At 71.7% G+C, this 13,472-nt stretch carries 9 protein-coding genes; 3 read left to right on the forward strand and 6 right to left on the reverse strand.

Annotated elements, in window-relative coordinates:
* Positions 1-64: 64 nt before the first annotated feature.
* Genes OG776_RS19340 through kdpF form a run of 5 tightly spaced genes read right to left on the reverse strand, consistent with a single transcriptional unit; the run spans position 65 to position 5,338 of the window.
* Entirely contained in the window at positions 65-754 is a 690-nt protein-coding gene (locus tag OG776_RS19340) for a response regulator (protein WP_148009917.1), read from the reverse strand.
* A gap of 21 nt (positions 755-775) precedes the next feature.
* Entirely contained in the window at positions 776-1,441 is a 666-nt protein-coding gene (locus tag OG776_RS19345; protein WP_329321854.1) for a potassium-transporting ATPase subunit C, read from the reverse strand.
* Between the two features lie 5 nt (positions 1,442-1,446).
* Complete coding sequence (gene kdpB / locus OG776_RS19350; protein ID WP_187285670.1) at positions 1,447-3,579, reverse strand: potassium-transporting ATPase subunit KdpB; 2,133 nt, start codon at positions 3,577-3,579, stop codon at positions 1,447-1,449.
* Entirely contained in the window at positions 3,576-5,240 is a 1,665-nt protein-coding gene (gene kdpA / locus OG776_RS19355) for a potassium-transporting ATPase subunit KdpA (RefSeq protein ID WP_148009915.1), read from the reverse strand. The genes kdpB and kdpA overlap by 4 nt, the downstream gene beginning before the upstream one ends.
* Before the next feature lie 8 nt (positions 5,241-5,248).
* Complete coding sequence (gene kdpF, locus OG776_RS19360) at positions 5,249-5,338, reverse strand: K(+)-transporting ATPase subunit F (RefSeq protein WP_055544543.1); 90 nt, start codon at positions 5,336-5,338, stop codon at positions 5,249-5,251.
* A 349-nt stretch (positions 5,339-5,687) separates the two neighbouring features.
* On the opposite strand from kdpF, the gene OG776_RS19365 reads away from it, so the two are divergent.
* Both OG776_RS19365 and OG776_RS19370 read left to right on the forward strand, forming a co-directional pair.
* The gene (locus OG776_RS19365; RefSeq protein ID WP_261994604.1) at positions 5,688-6,245 is read left to right on the forward strand and encodes a hypothetical protein; all 558 of its coding nucleotides are present in this window, start codon (positions 5,688-5,690) and stop codon (positions 6,243-6,245) included.
* A 171-nt stretch (positions 6,246-6,416) separates the two neighbouring features.
* Positions 6,417-8,483 (forward strand): APC family permease, encoded by a 2,067-nt coding sequence (locus OG776_RS19370; RefSeq protein ID WP_148009914.1) that lies wholly within the window; start codon positions 6,417-6,419, stop codon positions 8,481-8,483.
* Between the two features lie 91 nt (positions 8,484-8,574).
* Here OG776_RS19370 and OG776_RS19375 read toward each other — a convergent pair whose 3' ends face one another.
* Positions 8,575-11,160 (reverse strand): sensor histidine kinase, encoded by a 2,586-nt coding sequence (locus OG776_RS19375; RefSeq protein WP_329321860.1) that lies wholly within the window; start codon positions 11,158-11,160, stop codon positions 8,575-8,577.
* 278 nt (positions 11,161-11,438) lie between these two features.
* Between OG776_RS19375 and OG776_RS19380 the strand changes: the two genes are divergently transcribed.
* Positions 11,439-13,391 (forward strand): APC family permease, encoded by a 1,953-nt coding sequence (locus OG776_RS19380; RefSeq protein ID WP_148009912.1) that lies wholly within the window; start codon positions 11,439-11,441, stop codon positions 13,389-13,391.
* The last annotated feature ends 81 nt before the right edge of the window (positions 13,392-13,472 follow it).

Raw genomic sequence — 13,472 nt, forward strand, 5'->3', positions numbered from 1 at the left:
GCGGGTCCACCCGGCCGGGGGCCGCCAAGGACGCGCGGGGCCCGGACACGGCGTCCGGGCCCCTTCAGTCCCCCGTCTCGAAGCGGTAGCCCATTCCCGGCTCCGTGATGAAGTGACGCGGACGGGACGGGTCGGACTCGAGCTTGCGGCGGAGCTGGGCCATGTAGACCCGCAGGTAGTTGGTCTTGTCGCTGCGGGAGGCGCCCCACACCTCCTGGAGCAGCCGGCGCTGCGGCACGAGGCGGCCCGGACTGCTGACCAGGATCTCCAGCAGATGCCACTCGGTGGGGGTGAGACGGACGTCCCGGCCCGCGCGCCGCGCCTTCTTCGCCACCAGGTCGACGGTGAAGTCCGCGGTGGTGACCACCTCGGCGCCGGGCCCCAGGGCCGGGGCCCGGCTGCGGCGGACGGCGGCTCGCAGCCGGGCCAGGAGTTCGTCCATGCTGAACGGCTTGGTGATGTAGTCGTCGGCGCCCGCGTCGAGCGCGGCGACCTTCTCCCCGGAGGCGCGGCGCGCGGACAGCACCAGGATCGGTACGCGGCTCCGGCCGCGCAGCGCCCTGATGACGTCCACGCCGTCCATGTCGGGCAGCCCGAGGTCCAGCACGACGGCATCGGGCGGCCGGAGGGCCGCCAGCCGGAGGGCCGTGGCGCCGTCGGGCGCCGCGTCCACTCCGTACCGGCGGACCTGCAGGTTGATCACGAGCGCTCGTACGAGCTGGGGGTCGTCTTCCACGACCAGCACCCGGGTCATCGGTGAGTCACTGGCTCCCGGTCATTTCCCGGTCAGCGCCCTGAGCGCGATGTTGAGTTCGAGGACGTCGACGCGGGGCTCGCCGATGAAGCCGAGGGTGCGGCCGTCGGTGTGCTCGTCGACCAGCTTCTGCACCTGGGAGACGGGCAGGCCGTTCTTCTCCGCGACCCGGTGGACCTGGATGTCCGCGTACCGGGGGGAGATGTCCGGGTCCAGGCCGGAGCCGGAGGACGTCACCGCGTCGGCCGGCACGTCGGAGGGCCGGACGGTGTAACCGTTCACCGAGTTGTCCTTGACGACGGCCTTCTTGGCGGCGGTCACCCAGTCGATCAGGTCCTTGTTGTCGCCCGCCCGGTTGGTGGCGCCGGACAGGATCAGCTTGTACTGCGTGTTCACCGAGTTCGTCCCCAGACCGTTGGCGGGGCGGCCCTGGAACCACTTGAGGTCGGGTTCCGGGGTCTCCTGGCCCTTCTTCAGCGGCAGGTTGTAGGACTGGCCGATCAGCGAGGAGCCGACGACCTTCCCGCCGGCGCTGATCTCGGAGCCGTTGGCCTTGTCGTGGAACAGGGCCTGGCCGACGCCGGTGACGGCGAGCGGGTAGATCACCCCGCACACGACGGTGAGGACCAGCAGGGCCCGCAGGCCGGCCCAGAGCAACCGGGCCGTGTTCGTAACCGAGTTGTTCATGGCGATCAGCCGATTCCGGGGATGAGGGAGATGAGCAGGTCAATGATCTTGATGCCGACGAAGGGGGCGATCAGGCCGCCGATGCCGTAGATCCCGAGGTTGCGCCGCAGCATCCGGTCGGCGCTCACGGGCCGGTACCGCACCCCGCGCAGGGCCAGCGGCACCAGCGCGATGATGATCAGCGCGTTGAAGACGACCGCCGACAGGATCGCGGAGTCGGGCGAGGACAGGCGCATGATGTTCAGCTTGTCCAGGCCCGGGTAGACCGCCGCGAACAGCGCCGGGATGATCGCGAAGTACTTCGCGACGTCGTTGGCGATGGAGAACGTCGTCAACGCGCCCCGGGTGATGAGCAGTTGCTTGCCGATCTCGACGATCTCGATGAGCTTGGTCGGGTTCGAGTCGAGGTCGACCATGTTGCCGGCCTCCTTGGCGGCGGACGTCCCCGTGTTCATCGCCACGCCGACGTCCGCCTGGGCCAGCGCGGGCGCGTCGTTGGTGCCGTCGCCGGTCATCGCGACCAGCTTGCCGCCGGCCTGTTCGCGCTTGATGAGGGCCATCTTGTCCTCGGGGGTGGCCTCCGCCAGGAAGTCGTCGACACCCGCCTCGTCCGCGATCGCCTTGGCCGTCAGCGGGTTGTCGCCCGTGATCATGACGGTCCTGATGCCCATGCGGCGCAGTTCGTCGAACCGCTCGCGCATGCCCTCCTTGACGACGTCCTTGAGGTGGATCACCCCGAGGACGCGCGCCCCCGCCGTGTCCTCGACGGCCACCAGCAGCGGGGTGCCGCCCGCCTGGGAGATACGGCTCGTGAGCGTCTCGGCGTCCGCGGCGACGGTGCCTCCCCGCTCCTCGACCCAGGCCACGACCGAACCGGCCGCGCCCTTGCGGATCCTGCGTCCGTCGACGTCCACACCCGACATACGGGTCTGGGCGGTGAAGGCGATCCAGTCGGCGCCCGCGAGTTCGCCCTGGTGACGCTCGCGCAGACCGTACTTCTCCTTCGCGAGGACCACGATGGAGCGGCCCTCGGGCGTCTCGTCGGCCAGCGAGGAGAGCTGGGCGGCGTCGGCGACCTCGGCCTCCGTGGTGCCGGTCACCGGTACGAACTCGGCGGCCTGGCGGTTGCCGAGGGTGATGGTGCCGGTCTTGTCCAGGAGGAGGGTCGACACGTCGCCCGCCGCCTCGACCGCGCGGCCGGACATGGCCAGCACGTTGCGCTGGACCAGCCGGTCCATGCCCGCGATGCCGATCGCGGAGAGCAGGGCCCCGATCGTGGTCGGGATCAGGCAGACCAGCAGGGCCACCAGCACGACCATGGTGAGGTGCGTGCCCGCGTAGTCCGCGAACGGGGGCAGCGTGGCGCAGGCGAGCAGGAAGGCGATCGTGAGGGACGCGAGAAGGATGTTCAGCGCGATCTCGTTCGGGGTCTTCTGCCGGGCCGCGCCCTCGACCAGCGCGATCATCCGGTCGATGAAGGTCTCACCGGGCTTCGTCGTGATCTTGACGACGATCCGGTCGGAGAGGACCTTCGTGCCGCCGGTGACGGCCGAACGGTCGCCGCCGGACTCGCGGATGACGGGGGCCGACTCACCGGTGATGGCCGACTCGTCGACGGACGCGACGCCCTCGACGACATCGCCGTCACCGGGGATGATGTCGCCCGCCTCGCAGACCACCAGGTCCCCGACGCGCAGGTCGGTGCCGGGCACCCGCTCCTCGGCCGAGCCGTTCAGACGGCGCGCGACGGTGTCCGTCTTCGCCTTCCTGAGGGTGTCCGCCTGGGCCTTGCCGCGGCCCTCGGCCACCGCCTCCGCCAGGTTGGCGAAGATCACGGTCAGCCACAGCCAGGCGCTGATCGCCCAGCCGAACCAGTCGCCCGGGTCCTTGAAGGAGAAGACCGTCGTCAGGACGGAGCCGACCAGCACCACGAACATGACGGGCGACTTGACCATCACCCGGGGGTCGAGCTTGCGGAAGGCGTCCGGCAGCGACCTCAGCAGCTGCTGCGGGTCGAACAGACCCGCGCCGACACGGCCTTCGTCGGACTTGTGGCCGGTCGGCACGTCGCTGTGCGGCGCCCGGGTCGGAGTGGCTGTGGACATCTCGTCCTCTTGGTTCGTTACGTCGGTGGTCATGACGCCAGCCCCTCGGCCAGCGGGCCCAGCGCGAGGGCCGGGAAGTAGGTCAGACCGGTGATGATCAGGATCGCGCCGACCAGCAGGCCCACGAAGAGCGGCTTGTGGGTGCGCAGGGTGCCCGCGGTCTCCGGGACGGGCCGCTGCTCGGCGAGCGAACCGGCGAGCGCCAGGACGAACACCATCGGCAGGAACCGGCCCAGCAGCATCGCGAGACCGATCGTGCTGTTGAACCACTGCGTGTCCGCGTTCAGGCCCGCGAAGGCCGAACCGTTGTTGTTGGCGCCCGAGGAGTAGGCGTAGAGGATCTCGGAGAACCCGTGCGCCCCGCTGTTGGTCATCGAGTGTCCGGGGGTGGGCAGCGCCATCGCGGCGGCGGTGAAGACGAGCACCAGGGCCGGGGTGACGAGGATGTAGCAGGCCGCGAACTTGATCTCGCGGGTGCCGATCTTCTTGCCCAGGTACTCCGGGGTGCGGCCTACCATCAGACCGGCGATGAAGACCGCGATGACCGCCAGGATCAGGATGCCGTAGAGACCGGACCCGGTACCGCCGGGCGCGATCTCGCCGAGCTGCATGCCCAGAATCGTGATGCCGCCGCCGAGACCGGTGAACGACGAGTGGAACGAGTCCACCGCACCGGTCGAGGTCAGGGTCGTGGACACCGCGAAGATCGAGGACGCGCCGACACCGAAACGGTTCTCCTTGCCCTCCATCGCACCGCCGGCGATGTCGAACGCCGGACCGTGGTGGGCGAACTCGGTCCACATCATCAGGGCGATGAAGCCGAGCCAGATCGTGGCCATCGTGGCGAGGATCGCGTAGCCCTGCCTGATCGAGCCGACCATGCGGCCGAAGGTGCGGGTCAGCGCGAACGGGATGACCAGCAGCAGGAAGATCTCGAACAGGTTCGTAAACGGGGTCGGGTTCTCGAAGGGGTGCGCGGAGTTGGCGTTGAAGTAACCGCCGCCGTTCGTGCCCAGCTCCTTGACGGCCTCCTGCGAGGCGACCGCCCCGCCGTTCCACTGCTGCGAGCCGCCCATGAACTGGCCGACCTCGTGGATGCCGGAGAAGTTCTGGATCGCCCCGCACGCCACCAGGACGATCGCGGCGACGACGGAGAGCGGGATCAGGATGCGTACGGTGCCGCGCACCAGGTCGGACCAGAAGTTGCCGAGCTCACCGGTGCGGGAGCGGGCGAACCCTCGTACGAGCGCGACGGCGACGGCGATGCCGACGGCCGCGGAGACGAAGTTCTGCACGGCCAGACCGGCGGTCTGCACGACGTGGCCCATGGCCTGCTCGCCGTAGTAGGACTGCCAGTTGGTGTTGGTGACGAACGACGCGGCGGTGTTGAACGCCTGGTCCGGGTCGATCGCGGCAAAGCCGAGCGAGCCGGGCAGATGGCCCTGGAGGCGCTGCAGCAGGTAGAGGAAGAGAACGCTGACCGCGGAGAAGGCCAGGACACCGCGCAGGTACGCCGGCCAGCGCATCTCGGTGTTCGGGTTGGCGCCGATGCCCTTGTAGATCCACTTCTCGACGCGCCAGTGCTTGTCGGAGGAGTAGACCCGGGCCATGTAGTCGCCGAGCGGGATGTAGGCGAGGGCCAGCGCCGCGACGAGGGCGAGCAGCTGGAGCACGCCGGCGAGGACGGGACTCATGTCGGGACTCAGAACCTCTCCGGGAAGACGAGGGCGAGGACGAGATAGCCCAGCAGGGCGACGGCCACGATCAGGCCGACGATGTTCTCGGCGGTCACAGCTTCGTCACCCCCTTGGCGATGAGGGCCACCAGCGCGAACACCGCGATCGTGGTGACGACGAAGGCCACATCGGCCATCGTGAGCTCCTGGATGAGATTCGGAGAACGACTCGGACGCTTAGAGCAAAACCCCTGGACGGCCGGAAACGAGCGCCGTTGACGTCTCCCTTACGGCGGTTCGTACCGCCTTGACGCGACCCATACGCGAGCCCCCGGAGGCGCCACCGGCACGGTGATCGCCCCCGGTCCGAAGGCGCCGGGCCTTGTCGGAACCCTGACGCGCCCGCTCGTCAGAGGCCCGTCAAGGCGGGGTGCCTCCGGCCCGCGCGCTCTCTACCGTCGGTGCCATGGACCGCCGTGACCGCACCCGCCACGCCCCCGCACCGGTACCGCACCGAGACCCGGCCGAGGTGGCGCACGACCGCCTCTGGGAGAGGGATCTGCGCAGCTCGCTCCGCTGCGCGGGCGGACTCCTCGCCCTCCTGCTGCTCATCGACGCGGCCGCCGGCAGCCTCACCCCTCCGCGCGCCGCGCTGTGGGCCGGGCTCGCGGCACTGCTGCTCCTGGTGCTCTACCCGTCCCGGGTCGCGGCCGGCGAGGGGTGGCTGAGCACCCGCGGACCGCTGCGCCGGCACCGGGTGCGCACCGACCACCTGGTGTCGGTGCGCTGTCTGGACGGGGTCGGACAGCGGCTCGTCCTGCGGGACTCCTTCGGCGCGCGGGCCGAGATCGACCCCCGGGTCCTGGTCGCCAACCCCCCGCTGTGGCACCGCCTCGACGAGGACGCCCGCGCCTCCGCCCGCAGCGGCTCGCTGACCTGCGGGGAGACGGCCCTGCGGCGCATCTCGGAACGGGTCGACCGCGAGACGGCACGCACGGTCTTCAGGGTGTCGGGACTGGAGTGACGGCGGTTCCGGCACGGTGACGGAGGTCCCGGCGCGACGCCGGTCCCCTCCCTGTTCCCGCCGTCCCTTGCTCCATCTGCACGTGTGCGACGGGACCCTAACGGTCTCTTGAGGGCCCCCGGGCCGTACGCCCTCCCCGCCCCGGGCACCCTCCCGGCTTAGTCTCCGGCCGTGTTCAACGTGACGGCGATCCTCAAGCGGCTGGTGATCGGCCGGGCCATGCGGAGCGAGGAGCTGCACGAGACGCTCCTGCCCAAACGGCTCGCGCTGCCCGTCTTCGCCTCCGACCCGCTGTCCTCGGTGGCGTACGCGACCCAGGAGATCCTGCTCGTCCTCGCCCTCGGCGGCCTGGCCTTTCTGCACTTCACCCTCTGGATCGCGGCCGCGGTCGTCTGCCTGATGACGGTCGTGGTGCTGTCGTACCGCCAGGTGGTGCACGCCTATCCGAGCGGCGGCGGGTCCTACGAGGTGGTGTCGACCAACCTCGGCCCCTCCGCCGGTCTGGTGGTGGCCGCCTCCCTGCTCGTCGACTACGTGATGACGGTGGCCGTCTCGGTCGCCTCCGGCGTGGACAACATCATCTCGGCCCTCCCCCAGCTGGCCGCCCACCGCGTCCTGCTGGCCATCGGCTTCGTCGCGCTGCTGACCGCGACGAACCTCCGGGGCGTGCGCGAGTCGGGACGGGCCTTCGCCGCCCCCACCTACCTCTTCGTCGGCGGTGTGCTGATCATGGTGGTCACGGGACTCGTCCGCTGGGCCCTCGGGGACGCGCCGGTCGCCGAGAGCGCCGGTTACGGCATCACCCCGGCCCCCGCCGACACGGACCTGATGGGCCCGGCCCTGCTGATGCTGGTGCTGCGCGCGTTCTCCTCCGGCTGCACGGCGCTGACGGGGGTGGAGGCCATCTCCAACGGCGTACCGGCGTTCCGCAGGCCCAAGTCGGCGAACGCGGCCACCACGCTGGCGGTCATGGGGTTCACCGCGGTCGTCATGTTTGTCGGTGTCACCGCGCTCGCGCTGCTCACCAAGGTGCGGGTGACCGGCGACCCGTGCCGCCTGACGGGACTCACCGTCCCCTGTTCCGCCTACACCCAGCGCACGGTCATCGCCCAGATCGCGGCGGCGGTCTTCGGCGGCGAGCACAGCCCCGGCTTCTACCTCATCCAGACCGTGACCGCGCTCGTCCTGATCCTGGCGGCGAACACGGCGTTCAACGGCTTCCCGCTGCTCGCCTCGCTGCTCGCCCAGCACCGCTACCTGCCGCACCAGTTGCACAACCGCGGCGACCGGCTGGCCTTCTCCAACGGCATCCTGGCGCTGGCGTTCGTCGCCTGTCTGCTGCTGTGGGGCTTCCGGGCGAACGTCACCAGCCTCATCCACCTCTACATCCTGGGGGTGTTCACCTCCTTCACGCTCTCCCAGCTCGGCATGGTCCGGCACTGGAACCGCGAACTGCGGGCCGCGCCCGCACCGGCCCGGCGCCGCCGACCGCACACGGCCCGGGCGATCAACACGGTCGGCGCGGTCGTCACCGGCCTGGTCCTGGTGATCGTGCTGGCCACCAAGTTCACCCAGGGCGCCTGGCTCGCCGTCCTCGCGGCCGTCGTGCTGTGGGTGATGATGCGCGGGATCCGGCGCCACTACGACGCCACCGCGGCGGAACTGGCGGTGACCGACCCGAAGGCCGAACTCACCTCTCCGTCACGGGTGCTGGCCGTCGTCCTGGTGTCCACCCTGCACAAGCCCACGCTGCGTGCCCTGGCCTACGCGCGGGCCCTGCGCCCCGACCGTCTGGAGGCCCTGACGGTCTCGGTGGACCGTGACGAGGCGGCGGCGCTGCGCGGACGCTGGGAGGAGTACGGCATCGAGGTCCCGCTGACGGTCATCGACTCGCCCTACCGCGAGGTGACCCGGCCGGTCGTGGAGTACGTCCGCTCGATGCGCCGGGAGAGTCCCCGCGACATCGTCGCCGTCTTCGTCCCCGAGTACGTCGTCGGACGCTGGTGGGAGAACCTCCTCCACAACCAGTCGGCCCTGTGGCTGAAGAACCGGCTGCTCTTCACACCCGGTGTGATGGTCACGAGCGTGCCGTGGCAGCTGACCTCGGCGGCCCACGCCGACCGGCCGGCCGCCCGCGCGCCGGGATCGGTGCGCCGGGGCGAGCCGCGGACCGCCCCGCGACGGCCGCGCCGCCGGCGGCGCGCCCGCGACGCCGCGCCGCCGGCACCCCGGGGGTGACCCACCGGCACGACACGGGGGACGGTGCCGGCACGGCCCCCACGGGCGAGCGTGCCGGCGCGGACGGCCCCCTCCTGCCGCCGTCCCCTCGTCACCTCGTCACCCCGTCGCAGTTCTCGGCGTTCTCGGCGCTCTCGGCGCTCTCGGCGCTCTGTGCGCACGGCAGGGACAGGACCATCGTGAGGCCGCCGCCCGGGGTGTCCTCCGGGACGAGGGTGCCGTTCATCGCCTCGGTCAGACCCCGTGACAGGGCGAGACCGAGACCGAGCCCCGTCGAGTTGTCGGTGTCGCCCAGCCGCTGGAAGGGCTCGAAGAGCCGGTCGCGGCCGGACGCCGGGACACCGGGGCCGCGGTCCACGATCCGCACCTCGACCCGGCCCGCGTGCGCGCTGGCGGTCAGCAGCACGGGGCGCCCCGCCGGGGTGTGCCGGGCGGCGTTGCCGGCCAGGTTGGCGATCACCCGTTCCAGCAGCGGCGGGTCGGCGAGGACGGCCGGGAGCTTCTCCAGGTCACCGACCCCGACCCCGGGAACGTCCGCGAGCGCCGCCGGGAGCACCTCCTCCAGGGCGGTGGCCCGCAGGTTCAGCGACAGCACGCCGGCCTGCAGACGGCTGAGGTCGAGCAGGTTCTCCACCAGCCGGTTCAGCTTGGCCATCGACTCGTCGGCGGTGGCGAGCAGTTCGTCGCGGTCCGCGGCGGAGAACTCGACGTCACGGCTGCGCAGCGAGGCCACCGCGGCCCAGCCGGCGGCGAGCGGGGTGCGCAGGTCGTGGCCGACCGCCCGCAGCAGTGCCGTGCGCATCCGGTCGGCGGCCCGGACCGGCTCCACCTCGGCGGCGGCCTCCGCGAGCCTGGCCCGTTCGACGGCCGACCCGACGTGCGCGGCGAACGCGGCCAGCACCCGCCGCTCCGAGGAGGCGAGGACGCGGCCGCGCAGGACCAGGTGGGAGCCCGGCCCCGCGGGCACGACCACGACCGCCCCGGTGTCCGTGCCCGGCGGGGGCGGCCGGTCCACGAGCTCCGCGGAGTCCGTGCCGAACGTCTCCCGGGTGCGCTCCAGCAGAGCCGGGATCGTCGCACCGCCCCGGACGATGGTGCCCGCGAGCGACGACATGGTCTCCGCCTCGGCGGTCGCGCGGGCGGCGCGCCGGGACAGCCGCAGCGACCGGTCGACGACGGCCGCGACCGTGGCGGCGACGACCGTGAAGACGCCCACCGCGAGCACGGCGTTGGGATCGGCGAGCGTGAACGAGCCGACCGGCGGGATGAACCAGTAGTTGAGCAGCAGCGACGCCGTGACCGAGGCGATCACGGCCGAGGCGACACCGCCGATGCAGGCCACCCCCACCACGGTGAGCAGGAACAGCAGCGCCTCGCTGGTGAGGTTGACGGTGCCGCGCACCTGGGCGAGGAGGAGGGTGAGCAGCACCGGAAGGACAAGACCGGCGACCGGTCCGGCGACCAGCCGCGCGGTGGGCAGCGTACGGCGCCGCGACGGCAGCAGGGTGCCTCGGCCCGCCCGCTCGTGCGCGACCGTGTGGACGTCGATGTCGGCGCAGAGCTCGGTCACCGTCTCCCCGGTGCCGCGTCCGGTGACGAACCGCTCGACGCGTCCGCGGCGGCTGGTGCCGAGGACGAGCTGGGTGGCGTCCTCGGCCCGCGCGAACTCGGCCAGCGCGGTCGCGACGTCGTCGCCGACGACCGAGTGGTAGCTGCCGCCGAGGTTCTCGACGAGCCGCCGCTGCCGGGCGAGGGAGGCGTGCGAGGCACCGGCGGCGAGGGAGTCGCTGCGCGTCACGTGCACGGCGAGCAGATCGCCCGCGGGCCGCCGGGACGCCCCCGGGCCGGTCGGTCCGGGGGCGTCGAGAGCGCGGGGAAGACCCGCGACGCGGGCGGCGCGCCGGATGAGGGTCTCGCCCTCGCGCCCGCCGGTGAGCGCGACCACGACCCGCTCACGGGGCTGGCGTCCGCCGTCGCCGGCCCGCTCCGGGCGGTACGAGAGCAGCGCCTCGTCGACGCGGTCGGCCATCCACAGCAGGGCGAGCCGGCGCAGCGCCGTCAGATTGGCGGGGCGGAAGTGGTCGGCGAGGGCCGCGTCGATCCGGTCGGGTCCGTAGATGGTGCCGTGTGCCATCCGGCGGCGCAGGTCCATCGGGTCCATGTCCACCAGCTCGATCCGGTCGGCCCGGCGGACGGCCTCGTCGGGCACCGTCTCGCGCTGCGGTACCCGGGTGATCCGCTCGACGATGTCGCCGAGCGACTCCAGGTGCCGGATGTCCAGCGCCGTGATGACGTCGATCCCGACGGCCAGCAGATCCTCGACGTCCTGGCGGCGTTCCGCGTTGCGGCCGTCTCCGGGCACGTTGGTGTGGGCGAACTCGTCGACGATCACCACCCGCGGGCGGCGCGCGAGGACCGCGGCGAGGTCCATCTCCTCGCGCTCCTCGCCCCCGTGGTGGTGACGGACCGGCGGCACCACCTCCAGGCCGTGGAGCATCGCCTCGGTGTGCGGGCGTCCGTGGCACCGCGCGAACCCCACCACCACGTCGGCGCCGCGGGCCGCGCGGCGGTGTCCCTCGTCGAGCATGCGGTAGGTCTTGCCGACGCCCGGGGCAGCCCCGAGGTAGACCTTCAGCCGTCCGGGCCGCACCTCACGCGTCGGCCGTGCCTCGTTCATCACCCTCCAGCCAAACCCGTCACCCTCCAGCCAAACCCGGGCACCCGCGGGCGTGCGGCGGTCTTGACGGTTCCCTGGCGCCACAGCCGGGGAAGTTGACATCCCATTGACGAGCCCGGGTCCGGGTCAGGCCCCGCGTCCCGCGCCCGGCGCGCCCGTGATGCGGGACCACCCGGTCCTGACGCAAGCTGGACGCGTCCGGACCCTTCGTCCGCGGGTCCCCGGCCATCGGGTCCCCCGGTGTCCGCGGGAGGGCCGTACGTCAGGAGAGCACGCCGATGGCCAGCACCGAGCACACCGCCCCGAGCCGGCTGCGGGCGTGGATGCTGGAGGGCCTGTCCGACATGGGCAAGGGCCACCGGGTGCCGGGGCCCGCCGAGCCCGAGCCCGCGCACCGGGGGCAGCGGTGGTGGCGCGTCATGTGCCTGACCGGCGTCGACTACTTCTCCACCCTCGGCTACCAGCCCGGCATCGCGGCCCTGGCCGCCGGGCTGCTGTCCCCGGTGGCGACCGTCGTGCTCGTCGTCGTCACCCTCGCGGGCGCGCTGCCCGTCTACCGGCGGGTGGCCGAGGAGAGCCCCCGGGGCGAGGGGTCGATCGCGATGCTGGAGCGGCTGCTGTCCTTCTGGAAGGGCAAGCTCTTCGTCCTGACCCTGCTGGGCTTCGCCGCCACGGACTTCCTGATCACCATCACCCTGTCGGCCGCGGACGCCTCCACCCACCTCGTCGAGAACCCGCATCTCACCGATGCCCTGCGGGGCCGGCAGATGCTGATCACCCTCTTCCTGGTCGCCCTGCTCGGCGCCGTCTTCCTCAAGGGCTTCCTGGAGGCGATCGGTGTCGCGGTCGTCCTCGTGGGGATCTATCTGGGGCTCAACGTGGTGGTCGCGGTGACCGGCCTGTGGCACGTGCTGGCCGAGGAGCACGTGATCACCGACTGGGGCCGGGCCCTGACCGCGGAGCACGGCAACGCCCTCGCGATGATCGGGGTGGCCCTGCTCGTCTTCCCGAAGCTCGCGCTCGGCCTGTCCGGCTTCGAGACCGGCGTCGCGGTCATGCCGCATGTCGAGGGCGACCCCGGCGACACCGACGCGAAGCCCGCCGGCCGGATCCGCGGTACCAAGAAGCTGCTGACCACCGCCGCCGTGATCATGAGCGTGTTCCTGATCGTGACCAGCTTCATCACGACCGTGCTCATCCCGGAGAAGGAGTTCGAGTCGGGCGGCCGGGCCAACGGCCGCGCGCTCGCCTACCTGGCGCACCGGTACCTCGGCGGTGTCTTCGGCACGGTGTACGACGTGTCGACGATCGCCATCCTGTGGTTCGCCGGCGCCTCCGCCATGGCCGGGCTGCTCAATCTGATGCCGCGCTATCTGCCCCGCTACGGCATGGCTCCGCACTGGGCGCGTGCCGTCCGCCCGATGGTGATCGTCTTCACCCTGGTCGCCTTCCTCGTCACCTGGATCTTCGACGCCGACGTCGACGCCCAGGGCGGTGCGTACGCCACCGGTGTCCTCGTGCTGATCAGCTCCGCCGCCATCGCGGTGACCATCGCCGCCCGCAAGGCGGGCCAGCGTCACTGGACCGTCGCCTTCGGCGTCATCTCCGTGGTCTTCCTGTACACGACCGTCGTCAACGTCATCGAACGTCCCGACGGTGTCAAGATCGGCGCCTGCTTCATCGCCGGCATCATCCTCGTCTCGCTCCTCTCGCGGCTCGCCCGCGCCTTCGAGCTGCGCGTCACCGGCGTGACCCTCGACGCCATGGCCGAGCGGTTCGTCCGGGACATCGCGAGCCGCCGGATCCGTTTCGTCGCCAACGAACCGGACAGCCGGGACGTCGGTGAGTACCGGGAGAAGATCAAACAGATCCGCGCCGACAACGACGTCCCCGGCACCGAGGACTTCGTGTTCGTCGAGGTCACCGTGGTCGACGCGTCCGAGTTCGAGTCGGGGCTCACGGTCCGGGGGGAGGTGCTGCACGGGCGGTACCGGGTGCTGACGCTGGAGTCGGCGTCCGTACCGAACGCGCTCGCGGCGCTGCTCCTGCACGTCCGGGACAGCACCCGGTGCACCCCGCACATCTACTTCGAGTGGACCGAGGGGAACCCGTTCACGAACTTCCTCCGGTTCTTCCTCTTCGGTCAGGGCGAGGTCGCTCCCGTCACCCGCGAGGTGCTCCGCGAGGCCGAGCCGGACCCCGCACGCCGACCACGCGTCCATGTCGGCTGAACCCGGCCGACGGCCTTCGAACCCGGGCCCGCATCCCCAGCCCGTCCGCGACCTGTGAGCGCGGGCGCGCACCATCAGCCC

The organism is Streptomyces sp. NBC_01689, from assembly GCF_036250675.1.
In the GTDB taxonomy this organism is placed as follows: domain Bacteria; phylum Actinomycetota; class Actinomycetes; order Streptomycetales; family Streptomycetaceae; genus Streptomyces.

Bases quoted from the DNA above. Each gene is read 5' to 3' on its own strand.
- OG776_RS19340 (WP_148009917.1), bottom strand. From the start codon at position 754: ATGACCCGGGTGCTGGTCGTGGAAGACGACCCCCAGCTCGTACGAGCG.
- OG776_RS19345 (WP_329321854.1), bottom strand. From the start codon at position 1,441: ATGAACAACTCGGTTACGAACACGGCCCGGTTGCTCTGGGCCGGCCTG.
- kdpB (WP_187285670.1), bottom strand. From the start codon at position 3,579: ATGACCACCGACGTAACGAACCAAGAGGACGAGATGTCCACAGCCACT.
- kdpA (WP_148009915.1), bottom strand. From the start codon at position 5,240: ATGAGTCCCGTCCTCGCCGGCGTGCTCCAGCTGCTCGCCCTCGTCGCG.
- OG776_RS19365 (WP_261994604.1), top strand. From the start codon at position 5,688: ATGGACCGCCGTGACCGCACCCGCCACGCCCCCGCACCGGTACCGCAC.
- OG776_RS19375 (WP_329321860.1), bottom strand. From the start codon at position 11,160: ATGAACGAGGCACGGCCGACGCGTGAGGTGCGGCCCGGACGGCTGAAG.
- OG776_RS19380 (WP_148009912.1), top strand. From the start codon at position 11,439: ATGGCCAGCACCGAGCACACCGCCCCGAGCCGGCTGCGGGCGTGGATG.